At 63.7% G+C, this 18,598-nt stretch carries 18 protein-coding genes, 2 tRNA genes and 1 other RNA gene; 16 read left to right on the top strand and 5 right to left on the bottom strand.

All coding sequences use genetic code 11. The features are described from left to right. Positions 1 to 59: 59 nt before the first annotated feature. The 12 genes from GGR44_RS01630 (at position 60) to GGR44_RS01575 (ending at position 10,847) form a co-directional block, all read left to right on the top strand. Positions 60 to 1,100: a cysteine desulfurase family protein gene (locus tag GGR44_RS01630; RefSeq protein WP_183953683.1), complete on the top strand. Its 1,041-nt coding sequence runs from the start codon at positions 60 to 62 to the stop codon at positions 1,098 to 1,100. After that, a complete protein-coding gene (locus GGR44_RS01625; protein ID WP_183953682.1) occupies positions 1,097 to 2,215 on the top strand; it encodes a cysteine desulfurase family protein in 1,119 nt (372 codons plus the stop codon). The genes GGR44_RS01630 and GGR44_RS01625 overlap by 4 nt, the downstream gene beginning before the upstream one ends. A gap of 15 nt (positions 2,216 to 2,230) precedes the next feature. Next, positions 2,231 to 2,578 carry a 2Fe-2S iron-sulfur cluster-binding protein gene (locus GGR44_RS01620; RefSeq protein WP_183953681.1) on the top strand — a complete coding sequence of 116 codons (348 nt, stop codon included), beginning with the start codon at positions 2,231 to 2,233 and terminating at the stop codon, positions 2,576 to 2,578. Further along, positions 2,569 to 3,504 carry an SGM family class A beta-lactamase gene (blaSGM, locus tag GGR44_RS01615; RefSeq protein ID WP_183953680.1) on the top strand — a complete coding sequence of 312 codons (936 nt, stop codon included), beginning with the start codon at positions 2,569 to 2,571 and terminating at the stop codon, positions 3,502 to 3,504. The genes GGR44_RS01620 and blaSGM overlap by 10 nt, the downstream gene beginning before the upstream one ends. A gap of 43 nt (positions 3,505 to 3,547) precedes the next feature. Continuing rightward, positions 3,548 to 3,645: signal recognition particle sRNA small type (ffs, locus tag GGR44_RS01610), an RNA gene on the top strand. 67 nt (positions 3,646 to 3,712) lie between these two features. Further along, positions 3,713 to 5,335 (top strand): DNA polymerase III subunit gamma/tau, encoded by a 1,623-nt coding sequence (locus GGR44_RS01605; protein WP_183953679.1) that lies wholly within the window; start codon positions 3,713 to 3,715, stop codon positions 5,333 to 5,335. Then, positions 5,332 to 5,655 carry a YbaB/EbfC family nucleoid-associated protein gene (locus GGR44_RS01600; protein WP_183953678.1) on the top strand — a complete coding sequence of 108 codons (324 nt, stop codon included), beginning with the start codon at positions 5,332 to 5,334 and terminating at the stop codon, positions 5,653 to 5,655. Before GGR44_RS01605 ends, GGR44_RS01600 begins: the two co-directional genes overlap by 4 nt. 111 nt (positions 5,656 to 5,766) lie before the next feature. Next, on the top strand, positions 5,767 to 8,163 hold the full coding sequence (lon, locus tag GGR44_RS01595; RefSeq protein WP_183953677.1) for an endopeptidase La: 2,397 nt from the start codon (positions 5,767 to 5,769) through the stop codon (positions 8,161 to 8,163). Positions 8,164 to 8,328: 165 nt separating this feature from the next. Next, positions 8,329 to 8,601 carry an HU family DNA-binding protein gene (locus GGR44_RS01590; protein WP_183953676.1) on the top strand — a complete coding sequence of 91 codons (273 nt, stop codon included), beginning with the start codon at positions 8,329 to 8,331 and terminating at the stop codon, positions 8,599 to 8,601. A gap of 260 nt (positions 8,602 to 8,861) precedes the next feature. After that, positions 8,862 to 8,938 (top strand) — tRNA-His (locus GGR44_RS01585). Positions 8,939 to 9,033: 95 nt separating this feature from the next. Next, positions 9,034 to 10,065, top strand: coding sequence for a D-alanine--D-alanine ligase family protein (locus GGR44_RS01580; RefSeq protein WP_183953675.1), 1,032 nt, complete (start codon positions 9,034 to 9,036; stop codon positions 10,063 to 10,065). After that, entirely contained in the window at positions 10,062 to 10,847 is a 786-nt protein-coding gene (locus GGR44_RS01575) for an NTP transferase domain-containing protein (protein ID WP_183953674.1), read from the top strand. Before GGR44_RS01580 ends, GGR44_RS01575 begins: the two co-directional genes overlap by 4 nt. On the opposite strand, the gene pyrF is transcribed toward GGR44_RS01575, so the two are convergent. From pyrF to purB, 3 genes are all read right to left on the bottom strand, one after another. Beyond that, the gene (pyrF, locus tag GGR44_RS01570) at positions 10,844 to 11,518 is read right to left on the bottom strand and encodes an orotidine-5'-phosphate decarboxylase (RefSeq protein WP_183953673.1); all 675 of its coding nucleotides are present in this window, start codon (positions 11,516 to 11,518) and stop codon (positions 10,844 to 10,846) included. The genes GGR44_RS01575 and pyrF overlap by 4 nt on opposite strands. Next, positions 11,515 to 11,868: a lipopolysaccharide assembly protein LapA domain-containing protein gene (locus GGR44_RS01565; protein WP_183953672.1), complete on the bottom strand. Its 354-nt coding sequence runs from the start codon at positions 11,866 to 11,868 to the stop codon at positions 11,515 to 11,517. Before GGR44_RS01565 ends, pyrF begins: the two co-directional genes overlap by 4 nt. Before the next feature lie 91 nt (positions 11,869 to 11,959). After that, positions 11,960 to 13,273 carry an adenylosuccinate lyase gene (gene purB / locus GGR44_RS01560; protein WP_183953671.1) on the bottom strand — a complete coding sequence of 438 codons (1,314 nt, stop codon included), beginning with the start codon at positions 13,271 to 13,273 and terminating at the stop codon, positions 11,960 to 11,962. 293 nt (positions 13,274 to 13,566) lie between these two features. On the opposite strand from purB, the gene GGR44_RS01555 reads away from it, so the two are divergent. Then, positions 13,567 to 13,965, top strand: a complete 399-nt coding sequence (locus tag GGR44_RS01555; protein WP_183953670.1) for an EF-hand domain-containing protein — start codon at positions 13,567 to 13,569, stop codon at positions 13,963 to 13,965. 147 nt (positions 13,966 to 14,112) lie between these two features. Here the strand turns inward: GGR44_RS01555 and GGR44_RS01550 are convergent, their stop codons facing one another. Then, positions 14,113 to 14,283: a hypothetical protein gene (locus GGR44_RS01550; protein ID WP_183954254.1), complete on the bottom strand. Its 171-nt coding sequence runs from the start codon at positions 14,281 to 14,283 to the stop codon at positions 14,113 to 14,115. Positions 14,284 to 14,417: 134 nt separating this feature from the next. On the opposite strand from GGR44_RS01550, the gene GGR44_RS01545 reads away from it, so the two are divergent. Together GGR44_RS01545 and GGR44_RS01540 are read left to right on the top strand one after the other, a co-directional pair. Beyond that, positions 14,418 to 16,136, top strand: a complete 1,719-nt coding sequence (locus GGR44_RS01545) for a copper resistance system multicopper oxidase (RefSeq protein WP_343052282.1) — start codon at positions 14,418 to 14,420, stop codon at positions 16,134 to 16,136. Continuing rightward, positions 16,133 to 17,080: a copper resistance protein B gene (locus tag GGR44_RS01540; RefSeq protein WP_183953669.1), complete on the top strand. Its 948-nt coding sequence runs from the start codon at positions 16,133 to 16,135 to the stop codon at positions 17,078 to 17,080. Before GGR44_RS01545 ends, GGR44_RS01540 begins: the two co-directional genes overlap by 4 nt. Here the strand turns inward: GGR44_RS01540 and GGR44_RS01535 are convergent. Further along, positions 17,077 to 18,237 carry a M20 aminoacylase family protein gene (locus tag GGR44_RS01535; protein ID WP_183953668.1) on the bottom strand — a complete coding sequence of 387 codons (1,161 nt, stop codon included), beginning with the start codon at positions 18,235 to 18,237 and terminating at the stop codon, positions 17,077 to 17,079. The genes GGR44_RS01540 and GGR44_RS01535 overlap by 4 nt on opposite strands. 119 nt (positions 18,238 to 18,356) lie before the next feature. Here GGR44_RS01535 and GGR44_RS01530 point away from each other — a divergent pair. Next, positions 18,357 to 18,433 (top strand) — tRNA-Pro (locus GGR44_RS01530). Positions 18,434 to 18,598 lie beyond the last annotated feature (165 nt).

Genomic DNA, 18,598 nt, shown 5'->3' with positions numbered 1-18,598 from the left:
AGTTGCCTGCCTATATAGAAGTCATCGCCAATTCCGCAATGAATGAGTAACAAGCCGCCTTGGCTATCGATCGCCTCTATCTGGATCACGCCGCGACCACGCCCATGCTGCCGCAGGCGAAGGCCGCGATGCTGGACGCCATGGAGCGGTGGGCCAATCCTTCCAGCCCCCATGCCGATGGCCGGGCGGCGCGCGCCGCGCTGGAAGATGCGCGCAAGCGTATGGCGGACGCCCTGGGCTGGCGGGGACATGTGATTTTCACCTCCGGCGCAAGCGAGGCGATCGCCATCGCGATGGCGCGCGCTAAGGCGGCGCGCATTGTTACGTCTCCGGTCGAGCATGACGCTGTTTTGCGCGTAACTGCTGACGCCGAACGGCTGGGCGTAAATGACGACGGGCGCGTCAATCCAGCAACGGTTCGGGCTGATGAACAGAGCCTGATCGCCGTCCAGCATGTCAACAATGAAACCGGCGTGATCCAGCCGATCGAGCGGATCGACCGGCAAGGCGCGATCCTGTTCGTCGACGGCGCACAGAGCGCTGGCAAATTGCCCCTTCCCGATGCCGATATGATCGCGATCAGCGCGCATAAATTGGGCGGCCCTCCCGGCGTGGGGGCGTTGCTGATCCGCGACCTGGCGTTGCTGGAAGCCAGCGGCGGGCAGGAACAGGGCTATCGTGCAGGCACCGAAAATCTGCCGGGCGTGATGGCCATGGCGGCGGCGCTGGAGGCGCGAGCCGACTGGCTGGGGCAGGCAGCGACGCTCAGGAGCCGACTCGACGCCGCTATCGAAAATGGCGGTGGGCAAATTGTCGCCCGCGATGCGCCGCGCCTGCCGACCATCGCCAGTTACCGGATGCCGGGCCTGTCGGCGCGGGCGCAACTGATCCAGTTCGACCTGGCGGGCATTTCCGTTTCGGCGGGCAGCGCCTGCTCGTCGGGATCGCTCAAGACCAGTCATGTGCTTGACGCCATGGGGTGGGATGACGTCTCGGCGGGCGAAGTGGTCCGCGTCAGCTTTGGCCCGGCCACCAGCGCGGCCGATGTAGACCGCTTCCTGTCGGTCTGGACGGCCATGGCGCAGCGGGCGCGGCGATGATCTATCTCGATTATCAGGCGACGACGCCACTGGCGCCCGAAGCCTTTGAAGCGATGGTCCCGCTGCTGCGCGACCAGTTCGCCAATCCGCATAGCGCCCACCGCCCCGGCCGCGCCGCCGCCGCCCAGGTGGAGGCGGCGCGCGAGCGGATACTGTCGGCCATGGCTGTGGATCATGGCCGGTTGATCTTCACGTCCGGCGCGACCGAGGCGCTGAACATCGCGATTGTCGGCGGCGCGCGGGTAGCACGCGAAGCCGACCCGCGCCGGACGAAGGTCATCGCCCCGGCGACGGAACATGCCGCTGTGCGCGATACGGTGCTGGCGCTGACGGAGGAAGGGTTTGAGGCGCTGCTGCTGCCGGTCGACGGCGAGGGCCTTGTCGATCTGGACGCGGCCCGAGCGGCGATTGACGGGCATGCGGCGATCGTCGCGGCGATGCTGGTCAATAATGAAATCGGCGTGATCCAGCCCGTCGATCAACTGGCCGCCATGGCCCATGGCGCAGGCGCCCGTTTTCTGTGCGACGCGGTTCAGGGTTTCGGACGGGTCGCCATGCCACGCGCGGCCGACATGATCGCCATCAGCGCCCACAAAGTGCATGGTCCAAAGGGCATTGGCGCCCTGTGGCTGCGCGATGGCGTCCTGCCCCGACCGGTCATGCAGGGCGGAGGACAGGAAGGCGGTCTTCGCCCAGGCACGTTGTCGCCGGCCCTGTGCGCCGGTTTTGGCGCTGCCGCACAGTTGATTGACCAACGGCGGGATGATGACGCCGCTCATGTCGAGCAACTCTGGACCATGGCGGAGCGACTGTTCCAGGGCTGGACCATCAACGGGTCAACCGCGCATCGTTATCACGGCAATCTCAATATCCGGCGCGAAGGGCTGGATGCCGCCCGACTGTTGTCGGAATGCCGCACCCTGGCCATTTCATTGGGTTCCGCCTGCGCCAGCGGGTCCGGCAGGCCAAGCCATGTCTTGCAAGCCATGGGTCTGTCGGACAAACAGGCAAGGGGATCGGTGCGGATCGGCTTTGGCCGCTACACGACGCCGGCCGAACTGGAGGATGCCGCAAGGATGATGGAAGCGGCGGCGGCCATGCAGGGGCTGTCGTAAGGGGAGCATATAATAATGACACGGGTCACCTTCATCAGCGCGGACGGCGAGACAAAGCGGGAAGTGGACGCCCCCGCGGGATCGATCCTTCTGGACATTGCCCAGGGGGCAGGCCAGCCGCTGGAGGGCACATGCGAGGGGCAGATGGCCTGTTCCACCTGTCATGTCATCGTGGAACCCCAGGATTTTGCGCGGCTGGACAAGGCCAGCGAGGATGAGGACGATATGCTCGACCTGGCCGCGGCGGCCACGCGCACCAGCCGCCTGGCCTGTCAGATCGTGCTGACAGACGCGCTCAAGACGTTGACGGTCCGTATTCCCGGTGAAGCCAATAATATGCAGGGCATGGCGAAATGGCGTTGAAACCCGCTCTTCTCATCGCGACGATGCTGATGGCGATCGGCGCGCGGGCCGCGCCCGAAAAGCCGCGTCCGTCGCTGCTGCCGCCACCGCCGCGTTATACCATCAGCGAATCGGTCGTGCGGTCGATCCGCAACCCGCGCGAGATTGAAATCAGCACCGGCGGCAGGCTTGGCGTGGCGCTGGTCGACAGCAAGGGCGCGTTGCTGCTGGGTTTCAACCGCGACGACCGCTTCGCCATGTGCTCGACGTTCAAGGCGCCGCTGGCCGCCGCCATCCTGATGGGCGCGGACGCGGGCAAGTTCGGGCTGGAGGGTGAGATTTCCTTCAGTGGCGATGACATTCTCGATTATGCGCCAGTGGTGAAGAAAAACAAGAAGCGCGGGCGCATGTCGATGGCGGAGCTGGCGCAGGCTGCGGTGGAGGTGAGCGACAACAGCGCCGCCAATCTGTTGTTGCCGATGATCGGCGGACCGCCAGGGCTGACGGCATTTGTCAAAGCGCATGGCGATGCCGTCACGCGGCTGGACCGGGACGAGCCGACGCTGAATGAAAATGCGCAAGGGGATCCGCGCGACACGACCAGTCCGGCGGCGATGGCGGCCCTGATGGCGCGGCTGATGTTCCGCGACATGGAGCCGCAGAGCGCGGGCAGGCTGCGCGGCTGGATGATGGCCAGCCCGACCGGCGACAAGCGTATCCGCGCCGGCCTGCCCAAGGAGTGGAAGTCGGGCAGCAAGACCGGGACGTGCGGCAACGCCTATAACGACGTCGCGCTGCTGATGGCGCCGTCGGGCGACGAATATATATTGTCCGTCTACCTCGACCGGCCGACGGTCGACGCCAAGGCTTCGGAAGCGGCCATCGCCGAAGTCGCGGCCGCCGTGGTCGATTTTCTGGGCCGGATGCAGAAGACGGGGCTCGATTAAAGCGCCGCCCTTGCCATCCATGGGGCAATTCGCCATATGCCGCGCCGGGAGTCGGGCGGACGTGGTCGTCGCCAACCTGGTCAGGTCCTGACGGAAGCAGCCACAGTGATTTTGCCGCGGGTCGTTCCGGCTCCCACCTTCTCTCCTTTTCGGGCCGTTCCCGCTTTGGACTTCGACAGCATCCGTCCGAGCCGCTAGACTGCGCCCCATGTCCGATTCAACCCAGCCCTATCGCGTTCTGGCCCGCAAATACCGGCCGCAGAGCTTTGGCGATTTGCTGGGTCAGGACGCCATGGTGCAAACGCTGGCCAACGCCATCAAGCGCGGGCGGCTGGCCCATGCCTTCCTGATGACCGGGGTGCGCGGCGTCGGCAAGACATCGACCGCGCGCCTGATCGCCAAGGCGCTGAACTGCGTCGGTCCCGATGGGCAGGGCGGGCCGACCATCGATCCGTGCTGCGTGTGCGAACCGTGCCGCGCCATTGCCGAAGGGCGCCATATCGACATCATCGAAATGGACGCGGCCAGCCATACCGGCATCGACGATGTCCGCGAGATTATCGAGGCGGTGCGCTATGCCGCCGTCTCCGCGCGCTACAAGATGTATATCATCGACGAAGCCCATATGCTCTCGAAACAGGCGTGGAACGGTCTGCTCAAGACGCTGGAGGAGCCGCCCGCCCATGTGAAATTCCTGTTCGCCACGACCGAAGTGAACAAGGTGCCGATCACCGTGCTGTCGCGGTGCCAGCGATTCGACCTGCGCCGCATTCCCGCCGACGTGCTGACCGCCCATTTCGGGCGCGTGGCGCAGGCCGAGGCCGTCAATGCCGAGGAAGAGGCGCTGGCGCTGATCGCGCGCGCGGCCGAGGGGTCGGCGCGCGACGGCCTGTCGATCTTGGATCAGGCGATCGCCCACGCTGAATCAGGCGACGGCGCGCCGCATGTCACCGCAGCGCAGGTGCGTGACATGCTGGGCCTGTCCGATCGCGGATCGGTGCGGCGGTTGATGGCGGCGCTGCTGGAAGGCGATGGGCCGGCGGTTATGGCCATGGTGCGCGATCAGCATGAACTGGGCGTCGAACCGGTCGCGCTGATGCGCGGGCTGCTGGAAACGGCCCATGCGGTGACAGTGGCCAAGGCCGGGCGCAATGCGCCCGACCCGGCGCAATCGGTGGAAGAGCGGGAGGCGCTGGCCGACTGGGCGTCGCAACTGGGCTTCGGGGCGCTGCACCGGCTATGGCAATTGCTGCTGAAGGGGCATGACGAGGTCGCCACCGCGATCATGCCGATCGAGGCGTGCGAAATGGCCTTGCTGCGCGTGGTCCATGCCGCGTCCATGCCGGATCCCGGCGACATCGCCCGAATGCTGGCGGGCGGCGCGCTCATGGCCCCGGAAGCCGCAGCGTCAGCCCCGGTCGCATCAACGCAGGGATCATCGGCGCGCCTGCCCCAACGGGTCGAGGATCTGGTCGAACTGCTTTGGCAGGCCGGGCGTGGCCAGTTGGCCCAGCATTTCCACGACTGCGCGGCTATTGCGCGCTTTGCGCCGCCCGAACTGGCGTTGCGGTTGACACGCCCCTGGCCGCATGGCGATTTTGCGCGCGATCTGGCCATGGCGTTGAAGGACGTGACCGGCGGCGCCTGGCAGGTGCGCGAAGCTGGCGCGGAGCCGGTAGAACCGACTTTGATGGAACAGGAAGCAGCGCGCGCGGAACAGGCGCGATCCGCCATATTGGCAACCCCGGTGGTGCAGGCGGCGATGGCCGCCTTCCCCGATGCCGAACTGGTCGAGGATGACCCATCGGCGCAATGGAGCATAGCAACATGAAAGACCTGAACGAAATATTGGGCATGGCCAGTCGCGTGCAGGAGGAATTGACCCGCGCACAGGAAAATCTCGACAAGATCGAGGTGGAGGGATCGTCCGGCGGCGGTCTGGTCAAGGTCCGCGCCTCGGCCAAGGGCCGGATATTGGGCGTTGCGATTGACGACAGCCTGCTGGCGCCGTCCGAAAAGCAGATTTTGGAAGATCTGGTGACGGCCGCCTTCAACGATGCGCGCAAGAAGGCGGATGAGGCCAGCTCCAGCGAAATGGCGAAGATGACGAGCGGCCTGCCGCTGCCCCCGGGCTTCAAGCTGCCCTTCTGATGGACCGGGCGCGAATTATGACGCAAGAGTAATTGATCGCCGTCATGGCCCGCCCCATATGACGTCATATTGAAGGATTGAGCCGGCGCGGTTGCCGGTTTCGGAGACTACATGACTAGCCAATATCCCTTGCTGCCCCTGCGCGATATCGTCGTTTTTCCGCAGATGATCGTTCCGCTCTTCGTCGGTCGCGACAAGAGCGTGTCGGCGCTGGAAAGCGCGATGACGGCCGACAAGGAAATTTTTCTGGTGTCGCAGCTCGACCCGGCGGAGGACGATCCGGGCCGGGATTCGCTCTATGATACCGGCGTGATTGCGACGGTTCTCCAATTGCTCAAGCTGCCCGATGGCACTGTCCGCGTGCTGGTGGAGGGCAAGAGCCGCGCGCAGTTGAGCGAAGTTTCGCCGGGCGAAGGGCATCTGATCGCTCAGGTTACTCCGTTGGAGGAAATGGCTGCGGAAGGCCCGGAAGCGGCTGCGTTGATGCGCTCTGTCGCCGAGCAGTTCGAAAATTACGCCAAGCTCAACAAGAAACTGCCGGCCGAAACCCCCGTGCAGTTGCGCGAGATCGACGATGCCGGGCGTCTGGCGGATGCTGTCGCCGCCAACATCAACGTGAAGGTCGCCGACAAGCAATCCCTGCTGGTCGAGTCCGATCCGGTCAAGCGGCTGGAGATGGTGTTCGCCTTCATGGAGGGCGAACTGGGCGTGCTCCAGGTGGAGAAGAAAATTCGCGGCCGCGTCAAGCGCCAGATGGAGAAAACGCAGCGCGAATATTATCTCAATGAGCAGTTGAAGGCGATCCAGCGCGAACTGGGTAATGGCGAGGGCGAGGAAGGCGACGAACTGGCCGAACTGGCCGACAAGATCGCCAAGACCAAGCTGTCCAAGGAAGCGCGGACCAAGGCCAATGGGGAGCTCAAGAAGCTCAAGGGCATGCAGCCCATGTCGGCCGAAGCCACGGTGGTGCGTAACTATCTCGACGTACTGCTCGGCCTGCCCTGGGGCAAGAAGGGCAAGGTCAAGAACGACCTGAAAAAGGCGCAGGCGATCCTGGACGAGGATCATTTCGCGCTGGAAAAGGTCAAGGACCGGATCATCGAATATCTGGCCGTGCAGGCGCGCACCAACAAGCTGAAAGGCCCGATCCTGTGCCTTGTCGGCCCGCCGGGCGTGGGCAAGACTTCGCTTGGCCGTTCGATTGCGAAAGCCACCGGCCGCGAGTTCGTGCGCCAGTCGCTGGGCGGCGTGCGCGACGAAGCGGAAATTCGCGGCCACCGCCGCACCTATATCGGATCGCTGCCGGGCAAGATCGTCACCAACCTGAAAAAGGCGGGGACGATGAACCCACTGTTCCTGCTCGACGAGATCGATAAGCTGGGTCAGGATTTCCGGGGCGATCCCGCTTCGGCGCTGCTGGAGGTGCTGGACCCGGAACAGAACAGCAAGTTCCAGGACCATTATCTGGAAATCGACGTTGATCTGTCCGACATCATGTTCGTGACCACGGCAAACAGCCTCAACCTGCCGCAGGCGCTGCTCGACCGCATGGAAATCATCCGGCTGGAGGGCTATACCGAGGATGAGAAGGTCGAGATCGCCCAGCGGCACCTGTTGCCCAAGCAGATCGACGCCCATGGCCTGAAGGCAGGCGAATTCGAAGTGACGGAGGAGGGGGTTCGCGACCTCATCCGTTACTATACCCGGGAAGCCGGGGTTCGCACGCTGGAGCGAGAGATTGCGCGCCTCGCGCGCAAGGCGCTGCGCAAGATATTGGAAGGCGCCTTTGACAAGGTCGTCATCACGCCGGAAAATCTGGCCGACTATGCGGGTGTCCGCAAATATCGCCATGGCGTGGGCGAAGAAGAAAACCAGATCGGTGCGGTAACGGGCCTTGCCTGGACCGAAGTCGGCGGCGAACTTCTGACTATCGAGGCGGTCACCGTGCCCGGCAAGGGCGCGATCAAGACGACCGGCAAGCTGGGCGAGGTGATGAACGAATCGGTTCAGGCCGCCTTTTCATACGTCCGGGCGCGTTCGCCCGGCTATGGCATCAAGCCCAGCATCTTCCAGCGCAAGGACATCCACATTCACCTGCCCGAGGGCGCGGTGCCGAAGGATGGGCCGTCAGCGGGCATTGGCATGGTGACCTGCATCGTCAGCGCGCTCACCGGTATTCCGGTGCACAAGGACGTGGCCATGACGGGGGAAGTTACCCTGCGTGGGCGCGTGCTGCCGATCGGGGGGTTGAAGGAAAAACTGCTCGCCGCCCTGCGCGGCGGGATCAAGACCGTGTTGATTCCGCAGGATAATGAAAAGGATCTGGCCGAAATACCGGCCAACATCCGCGAAGGGCTGGAAATCGTTCCCGTGTCCCATGTCGACCAGGTTCTGGCCCGCGCCCTGGCGGCGCCGCTGGAGCCCATCGACTGGACCGAGGAAGATGATCTGGCCGCCCAGCCGGGGCATGGCGCCCCCCGCGAGGGTGATGCTGCACTGCGGCATTAAAGTGGCGGAAATCGGCGGTTTTGACCAAGGTGGATCAAAATCGCCGATATCCCCGGAAACTCGTCGCTTTCCCTTTGACAGCATCGGAATTCCAAGCCTTATTGGCGCGCCTCAAACCGCGATTCCTATCAATCAGACACCTTTAAAGAAGGGGGTTCCCAAGGCATGAATAAGCAGGATCTCATCAGCGCCGTCGCCGACAGCAGCGGCCTGAGCAAGAATGACGCCGCCAAGGCCGTCGAAGGCGTATTCGAGGCGATCACCGCCTCGCTGAAGAAGGGCGACGAAGTGCGCCTGGTTGGTTTCGGCACTTTCTCCGTTTCGCAGCGCAAGGCTTCCACCGGTCGCAACCCGCGCACTGGCGAAACCATGACCATTGAAGCCTCTAGCCAGCCCAAGTTCAAGGCCGGCAAGGGCCTCAAGGACGCAGTCAACTGATCGCTTGATGGGGGCCGCCTGCGGGCACCGCCCCCGTCGACATCTTTTTTCGGATATCGCGGCCGGACTGTTTTAGGAGAGGCGCGCCTGACTTCCGGATAAGTCGGAAGCGAGCGCCCGAGCAGAGAGGTAAAAAGGGGCAGGGCGGCGACGCTTCTGCTCCTTTTCTTTTGCCCGAGGAAAAAGCCGCAACTGCTTGCTTGACGGGCGCGCCGGGGCCGCATATGTGCGCTTCTCTCGACGGGCCGGACGGCCCCGTGGCGATCGTAGCTCAGTCGGTTAGAGCGCTGGTTTGTGGTACCAGAGGTCGTGGGTTCGGATCCCATCGGTCGCCCCATTTTCCCATATTCGTAACATCAGGGTCATTGTGCATACCCTGTGTTGTCATCCTTCAGTCGTGGGCGCGTAACAGCCCTGATGCATGGATGCGGCATGGTCTACGATCACCCCCGCGTCATGCGCCTCTCTCCTGCGGACAAGGCGCGCCTGCGCGTCCTGTTCCTCGCCAAGCACGCCTGCAAGGATGGCGCGCCCGATCCGGTCGATGGCAATCACGCCGTCTATCACCATGAATTGCGAACGACCCTGGAAGGCATCGGCCTGCACCTGCTGGCGGCGGACAATTATGAGATATTGTTCGACGCGCCGCCGGTCGATTTCGTGGTCACGCTGCTCAACCGGGGCGGCTTCCTCAACAGCGAGATGTTGGCGCCCTTGCTGCTGACCCGTGCCGGCATCCCTTTTCTGGGCGCCAGCCCGATCCTGCGGGGCGCGTCGGACGACAAACATCTGAGCAAGATGATCGCGCGCACGCGCGGCGTGCCGACAATGGATTGGCAATGCCTGCGCCGGGGCGGCCTGCCGGAGGCGCCGGCGTTCCAAGCGGAAAAGCTGATCGTAAAGCCCAACGCCTCTTCGGCTTCATGGGGCGTACGCACCGTTTCTTCGTGGGCAGAAGCCCATGACCACGCCGACGATCTGTTCGCACAGGGCCATGACGTCATTGTCGAACGCTGGGAGCCGCTGCTGGACGTGGCGGTGCCGGTGGTCGGCGGTAGCGGGAATGCGCCATGGATATTGCCGCCGATGATGTATCTGCCGGATGATCCAATGCGCGAACGCAGCTATGAGGAAAAACGCGGCCTGGTCCCGGCTGGCGACGACCCGCTGGTCCCTGTCGAGGATGGCGGATTGCGCCAGCGGCTGCGCATGATGGTGGAAGCATTGCTCCCCGAACTATGGCCGTTCGACTATGGCCGCTTCGAGTTCCGCTATGATCCGCAAAGCGATGCATTGTTGTTCATGGAAGTGAACCTGTCGTGCAACCTGTGGTCGCGCAAAACCATCTCTCGTTCGGCCGCGACGCTGGGCGTCGATCATGCCAGCCTGGTCGAAACCATTTTGGCGCACAGCCTGGCCCGGCAGGGGCTTCTGGAGCAGCAGGCTCTGGAGCGCGCGGCGTGAGCGCGGTTGATGTCATCCTGCTGGCCGGACGCAGGGGCGAAACGCTGGACCCGCTGGCGCAGGAGGCTGGGGTCAGTCACAAATGCCTGTCGCCGGTGGCCGGGAGGCCCATGGTCCTGCACGCGCTGACGACATTGGCGGAAAGCGCCGATGTCGCCCATATCCACATATCGATTGATGACCCCGCCGTGCTCGACGCGCTGGAAACGGTGGTCCGATTGCGATCGGAAGGGCGGCTGACCATTTCCAAGGCCCAACCCAATCTGGTCGACAGCGTCCTCGGCGCAGCGCAGGGCGCGCAATTCCCCCTTATCATCACCACCGCCGACAATGTCCTGCTGACCGGAGCGATGATCGCCGAATTCCGGGCGGGCGCCCAGGGCGCTGACGCCGCCGTGGCGTTCGCGCCACGGGACGCCGTTCTTGCCGCCCATCCTGACGGGCAGCGGCGCTTCTACCGTTTTTCAGACAATGCCTATTCCAACTGCAACAGCTATTGGATCGGCAATGCCGGGGCGTTGAAAGCAGCCGAGACGTTCCGGTCCGGCGGGCAGTTCGCCAAATATCCCGCGCGGATCATCGGCGCATTCGGCCTGCTGAACCTCGTTCGGTTCCGCTTCGGCATTGGCACTCTGGAGCAGGCCTTTGCGCGCTTTTCACGCCGTTTCCGCATGGAGATACGCCCCGTGATCCTCTCAGACGGCGCTGCGGCCATCGACGTCGACAATGTCCGCACGCGCGGGGTGGCGGAAGAGATATTGGAGCGGCGGGCCGCAGCCTAAAGCGTCGCTTCAATCGCGCGCGCGGCAAGGTCGGGATCGGCGGCCAGGCTGATCGGGCGACCGACGACCAGAATCGATGCGCCGCGATCAAGCGCCTCGCGGGGGGTGACGGCCCGCTTCTGATCCCCCATGGCGCCACCGGCCGGGCGTACGCCGGGGACGACGAAAAAGCCATTGGGCCAGGCCGCCCGGGCGACGCCGACTTCCTCACCCGAACAGACGATCCCGTCCAGCCCGGCGCTTTGCGCCAGGTCGGCCAGACGCGAAACCTGATCCATGGCGCGGCCGCCGACGCCGATGTCGAGAAGGTCGCCGTCGTCCAGGCTGGTCAGCACCGTTACTGCGACCACTTTGGTATGACTCCCCGCCGCCGCCTTTGCATCCTCCAGCATGGCGCGCCCGCCAGCCGCGTGCACGGTCAGGATTGCCGGTTCCAGCGGATGCAGCGCCTGCACCGCCTTGGCCACTGTATTGGGGATGTCGTGCAATTTGAGGTCGAGGAAGATGGGCAGGCCGATCTTCGCCATCTGGTGCACGCCATGATGGCCATTGGCGCAAAAGAATTCGAGACCGAGTTTCAGCCCGCCGACATGGTTGCGAACCTGCCGGGCCAGGGCTTCGGCCTTTTGCAGATCGGGCGTGTCGATGGCGACATAGAGCGGGCTGTTCATGCGTTACCTGCTGTGGCTGGCGGTAGATCGGAAGGGAAGGAGGGAGGAACCGGAGCCGCGTCTGGCAGCGCGCCGATGGGGGATGGTGGCGGGGCACTGGTTGCCGCCATATTGGCGAGCGCGCGTTCGGAGCTGTCCAGCCGACGGCGCAGGCTCCATATTCTGGCGCGGCCAATGATCCAGATGGGTAATGCGCCGAGCAGAAATGCCAGAACGATCGGAAACCAGATACGCGTTTCCCAGACGATATCGCCCCAGATCTTGATATCGACCGGCCTGTTGTTCGCCTTGCAGAACAGGGCGATCGCCACCGCCAATATGACCCAGAATGCGGTCTTCAGGAATTGCATCGGCTATCCTTTTTGGCTTTTTCACCGGGTAACTTAGGCGATTTTGGACGGGGGCGAAAGCCCCGCCCAACGCCGCCCTTTCGCTCCGGGTTCAGACGCCAAAGACGCGCGCAAAAATCGTGTCGACCTGCTTGAAATGATAATCGAGGTTGAATTTTTCCGCGATCTGGTCGGCGCTCAACGCCGCAGCAACGTCAGGGTCCGCCTTGAGCAATTCCATCAACGACAACTGGCCATCGGACTCCCACACTTTCATGGCGTTGCGCTGCACGTAACGATAGCTGTCCTCGCGGCTGACGCCCGCCTGCGTCAGCGCCAGCAGCACGCGCTGCGAGTGGACAAGGCCGCCCATCTTGTCGAGATTCTTCATCATCCGTTCGGGATAGACCAGCAGCTTGTCGATGACGCCGGTGAGCCGCGCCAGCGCGAAGTCCAGCGTGATGGTGGCGTCGGGACCGATATAGCGTTCGACCGAGCTATGGCTGATGTCGCGTTCATGCCACAGGGCGACATTCTCCATCGCGGGCAGGGCATAGGCGCGCACCATGCGGGCAAGGCCGGTCAGATTTTCGGTCAGCACCGGGTTGCGCTTGTGCGGCATGGCGCTCGATCCCTTCTGCCCGGGGGAGAAATATTCCTCCGCCTCCAGCACTTCGGTCCGCTGCAAGTGGCGCACTTCGATGGCGAGCCGTTCAATCGACGAGGCGATGACGCCCAGCGTCGCGAAGAACATGGCGTGGCGGTCGCGCGGGATGACCTGCGTCGACACCGGCTCCACGGCCAGGCCCAGTTTTTCGGCGACATGTTCCTCGACGCGCGGGTCGATATTGGCGAAGGTGCCGACCGCGCCGGAAATGGCGCAGGTCGCGATTTCCGCCCTGGCCGCGATCAGGCGCGTCCTGCAACGGGCGAACTCGGCATAGGCCTCCGCCATCTTGAGGCCGAAAGTCACAGGTTCCGCATGGATGCCATGGCTGCGGCCGATGGTCGGCGTAAATTTGTGCTCAAAGGCGCGACGCTTGATCACCTCCAGCAGCTTGTCGAGATCATCGAGCAAGATATCGGCGGCGCGTGCGAGTTGAACCGCAAGGCAGGTGTCGAGAACATCCGACGACGTCATGCCCTGATGCATGAAGCGGGCTTCGTCGCCCACCTGTTCGGCGACCCAGGTCAAGAAGGCGATGACGTCATGCTTGGTCACCGCTTCGATCGCGTCGATGGCGGGCACGTCGATGGCCGGGTTGGTCGCCCACCAGTCCCACAGCGCCTTCGCCGCTGACGGCGGCACCACGCCCAGTTCGCCCAGTTTCTCCGTTGCGTGCGCCTCGATTTCGAACCAGATTTTGAAGCGGGCTTCCGGTTCCCAGAGGGCGGTCATCTGCGGGCGGGCGTAGCGAGGGATCATGGCGAATCCTGAGATAAGGCGTGGACGGAATGGCGTGCCGCCTAGCAGCGTCGGGCAGCGCAGGCAAATGAGCCAATGACCCATGGGTTCGGGCGTTCGCCGGGCGAAGGTTGCGCGACCTGACCGGCCTTTGGCTCAGAAGATCGGTGAGACGAAATATATCGACCGATGAACTGAAATATTACACCGAAAATATGCGGAACATCTCACGATGCCCATCTGTTCATCCGGTCAGAACAAGCTGGTTCTTCACTTAAGCACTGGATGAACCGATAATATCGAAGGAGTGTCGCATGGTTCGCTTTTTTCTCTGTTCGGCAATGATCGCCATTTCCGCCCCAGCCATTGCGCAGGACGCCGCACCGGCTTCGCCACAGGCAGCCGAACCCGCAACGGCTACCCCTCAGGCAGCCCAACCCGCACCGGCCAACCCCGCTGATGCAGTGGCGTCCATCGTTGACGGCGAGTTTCCCTCTTATGACGCCAATGGCGACGGTCAACTGGATCAGGCCGAATTTGGCCGCTGGATGACTGCCCTGAAGGAGCAGGAAATGAAGGCCACCGGCAAGATGCTGCCGCCCGCCGAAGTGACTGCTTGGGCCAGCGGCGCCTTTACGACCGCCGATGCCGACAAGAGCGCGTCGGTCAGCAAGGTGGAATTGGTGACCTACCTGTCCGGCGCCACCGGCTGACAAATAGCGGATAACGGCCATAACTGACCTGCTTGTCACGAAGGCAGGCCAAAGGAGCCCCCCGAGGGTCGCGAAGGAGGAACGGTCCGGTGGATACACCGGGCCGTTTCTTTATTCGGTTAGCATAAAAAGGGCGGATTGCCTGCGTCAGGAACGCTTGCGGGCGTAAAGCAGGGCGGCGACGATGGCCGCGGAACCAATGCCGACCGCGGTTCCCATCCACAGGCTCTTCGAAACACCTTTGGCCAGCGCGTCCGATGTGGTCTTGGCGGGGGCCTGTTCTTTTGCCGCTTCGGGCTTTTCCTGATCATCGCTCATCGTGCGGACATTATGGGATAAAGCGGGTCGCGTCGCAATGGGCGGGGCGTTGCGAAGCATGAAAAATGCCGTCATCTGGGATGGCGTATCGCTATCCAATGTGAGCGTCCCTTATATAGGAATTGATTTGCCCTGTGCCCCAGCCCACCACGCCATCGCTTGATCGTCGCAGCCTGATCAAAAATTTGGCGGGCGCCGCCATGAGTGTGGGGGCCGCGCGCGCCTTTCCAGCCTGGGCGACCAGTGGAACAGGCGGGGCAGCCGCAAAAGGCGCGGTCCTCAGCGGCGATCTCATCCAATTGAACGTGGCGCAGGGCCATTTCGGCGTCGGTGGGAAAAGCCGCCATGCGATCAGCGTCAACGGCTCAGTCCCTGCGCCGCTGATTCGGCTGAAGGAAGGGCAGAATGTCCGCATCGCGGTGACCAACCATTTGCGCGAGGATACGTCGATCCACTGGCACGGCCTGCTGGTGCCGTTCCAGATGGATGGCGTGCCGGGCGTCAGCTTTCCGGGGATCGGTCCGGGTGAAACCTTCACCTATGAATTTCCTGTGCGGCAGGCGGGAAGCTACTGGTATCACAGCCATTCGGGGATGCAGGAAGCCATGGGCCTTTATGGCCCGATCATAATCGACCCGGCGGCCGACGACCCGGTTTCCCATGATCGCGAACATGTGATCGTCCTGGCCGACTGGAGCCCGGTCCATCCCCATATGTTGCTCAAACGCCTGAAGCAGATGGGTGGTTATTATAATATGCAGCGGCAGACGATGGCGGGCCTGCTCGCCGGGCGGGACCAGTCGCTGAAGGAACGGATCGATTGGGGGGGCATGCGGATGGACCCGACCGATATTTCCGATATCAGCGCCGCGGCCTATCGCTATCTGGTCAACGGCCATGGCCCGGACGAGAACTGGACCGGCCTGTTTGCGCCGGGGGAAAGGGTGCGGCTGCGCATCATCAATGCGTCTGCGATGACGAATTTCAACGTCCGCCTGCCCGGCTTGCCGATGACGGTGGTGCAATGCGACGGGCAGGATGTGCAGCCGGTCGAAACCGACGAGTTTCAGATCGGCATTGCGGAAACCTATGACGTCATTGTGCAGCCGGAGAAAGCGGCCGCCTATGCCCTGATAGCCGAGGCGATCGACCGGTCCGGCCTGGTCCGCGCGACGCTGGCGCCGCGACCGGGCATGGTCGCGCCCATCCCGCCTCTGCGGCCCCGGCCTCTGTTGGGCATGAAGGATATGGGCATGGACATGTCCGGCATGAACCATGGCGAAGGCCATGCGATGCGCATGACGATGCGCGATCCATCCGTCGCGCCGCAGGTGGACATGGGAGCGGGCGTCGCGACCCTGTCGCCCATGCCTGTCGACCGCACCGGCGAACGGCCCACCGGGCTGGAAGAGGTCGACCATCGCGTGCTGACCTATGCCGACCTCAAATCGCTGACGCCCAATGCCGACCACCGCGCGCCCTCGCGGAGCATCGACATTCATCTCACCGCCAATATGGAACGCTATATGTGGTCGTTCGATGGCGTGAAACTGTCGGATGGCGCAGACCCGATTCCCTTCCGCCATGGGGAGCGCGTCCGGGTGACGTTGATCAACGATACGATGATGCCGCACCCGATCCACCTCCACGGCCATTTTTTTGAGCTGGAAATCGGGCAGGGGGTTCATAATCCGCGCAAGCATACGGTCAATGTGCTGCCGGGCGGCAAGGTCAGTTTCCATCTGACCGCCGATGCGCTGGGCGATTGGGCCTTCCACTGCCACATGCTGATGCACATGCATTCGGGGATGATGCGCGTCGTAACCGTGCGACATGCCGAGGACGGAGCATGAGGCTTTTCCCCCTGGCGATGCTTGCCCTGACGGCAAGCCCAGCCGTGGCGCAGCAGGGCCATGACGCCATGGATCATTCCGCGATGAGCCACGACAATCCCCCCGGCGACGGTGCGACAGCTAACGGTGGCGGGGCGGACGATCATGCCGGGCATCGCGCGCCCTCTGCCGATCCGCACGCCGGCCACAAGGCGAGCGCCCCAATCCCCGTTGGCGATCCGCCACCCATCCCGACCGATCATGCCGCCGACGCCTTTCACGATCCGGCCGCGATGGCGCGTGCACGCGCCGCGATGATCCGGGAAAGTGGCGGCATGACCTGGTCCAAGCTCATGCTCGACCGTCTGGAATATCGCGCGGTGAAGGGCGCGGACGGCTACGCATGGGAAGGGGAGGCGTGGATCGGCGGCGACATCAACCGCCTTGCCGTAAAGAGCGAGGGGGAAGGGGCGTTTGGCGGCCAAGTGGAGCGGGCTGAGGCGCAGGCGCTCTATCGCCGCGCCATCGACCCCTGGTTCAATCTGGAGGCCGGGGTGCGCCACGATTTCCGCCCGGGGCCTCAGCGCAGCTATGCGGTCATCGGGATCGACGGTCTGGCGCCCTATTGGTTTGAAGTCGGCGTATCAGCCTTCCTGTCGGAGAAGGGCGATGCGCATCTTCGGCTGGAGGGCAGCTATGACCAGCGGATCACCCAGCGGCTGATCCTGCAACCAGCGGCTGAGGTGAATATCGCCGCGCAGAATGTGCCGGAACTGGGCATAGGTTCTGGGTTTTCCGAGATCGAACTGGGCCTGCGTCTGCGCTACGAGATCGCCCGGGAATTCGCCCCCTATGCCGGCGTCCATTGGGAGAGGAAGCTGGGCGACAGCGCGGACTATGCGCGGGCCGCCGGGGATCGGCCTTGGCACACCAGCTTGGTTGTCGGCTTGCGCGCCTGGTTTTAGGACGCGCCGACATCACCCAGCCATTGCCGCACCAGCGCGACATGCAGGCGAATGCCGATGCCCAGCACGTCGTCGTTGAAGTCATATCGCGGATTGTGCAGCGGCGGGCTGCCGTCGGGTCGCCCTTGGCCCAGCCAGATATAGGCGCCCTTGCACGCCTGTAGCATGAAGGCGAAGTCCTCGGCCGTCAGCGCGGGGTCGGGCGCCTCCAGAGCCGTGCCGACCGTGGCGGCGGCCTTCAGCGCCTCATTTGCCGCGTCTGCATCATTGATCGTCGCCGGATAGTTTCTTTGATAATGCACGGTCGCGGTCAACCCGGCCGCCATCGCGACGCCCTGGGCCACGCGGCGCATTTCGGTTTCGATCTGATCCTGCACGGCGGGATCGAAGCTGCGAACCGTGCCCTTTATGCTGACACGGTCGGGCAGGACATTGTGGGTATGTCCGCCCTGAATGCGGGTGACGGACAGTACCGCCTGTGCAACAGGGGCGATCCGGCGAGAAACGATATTGTGCAACTGCGTCACCAGATGCGCGGCGGCCAATATGGCGTCCGGCGTGTCCTGCGGCATGGCGGCGTGGCCGCCGCGCCCTTCCAGATGGATGTCGAACCAGTCGGCGGCGCCCATGATCGGACCCGTACGGGTGGCGATCGTTCCGGCGGGCAGGTCAGGCCAGTTATGCAGGGCGAATATCCGGTCGCAGGGGAAGCGATCGAACAGGCCCTCCGCCACCATCTCGCGCGCGCCGCCATGGCCTTCCTCGGCCGGCTGAAAGATGAAATTCACGGTCCCGTCAAAGTCGCGATGGCGCGCCAGATGGTGGGCCGCGCCCAGCAGCATGGCGACATGGCCGTCATGCCCGCAACCGTGGAAAGAACCCGGAACGGTGCTGGCCCATGGAAGGCCGGTCTGTTCATCGATGGGCAGGGCATCCATGTCGGCGCGCAAACCGATGCTGCGCTTTGACGATCCGTTCCTGAGCACACCCACAACGCCGGTGCGGCCAATGGCTTCATGCACGTCCAGGCCCAGCGCGCGCAGTTCCCCTGCGATCATCGCGGCGGTGCGTCGTTCGCAAAAGGCCAGTTCGGGATGGGCGTGAATGTCGCGGCGCAACTGCGTCATCGGCTGGATCAGGTCGTCGATTTCAGTCATGCCGTCCTTTCGGAGCCATGCGCGCTCGCGCATCTGGCCCAGGATGATCGGCCAGAGCGCAACGCAACGCAAGCCATCCATTGACGCGCGCACCGGCTTAGGTCAAAGGCGTGACCAGTCGGGGAGTAGCGCAGCCTGGTAGCGCATCTGCTTTGGGAGCAGAGGGTCGCAGGTTCGAATCCTGTCTCCCCGACCATTTTTCCGCCGAGTCGCAAAACGCGCCCGAGAGGCGTTTTACAGGCGTTCCATGGCTTACCAACGCTTAGCCCCAAATGGCATGGTGATTATTTAACATAATATATATTATCGGACTTATTGATCCGGGGTGCTGGTCTTTGTCGGCCTCCCTGCTAAACCCTGC

The organism is Sphingobium fontiphilum, assembly GCF_014196635.1.
GTDB classification, from domain to species: Bacteria; Pseudomonadota; Alphaproteobacteria; order Sphingomonadales; family Sphingomonadaceae; genus Sphingobium; species Sphingobium fontiphilum.
Note: the sequence above shows the minus strand (reverse complement) of the source record. Positions and strands in the feature narration are given on the sequence as shown.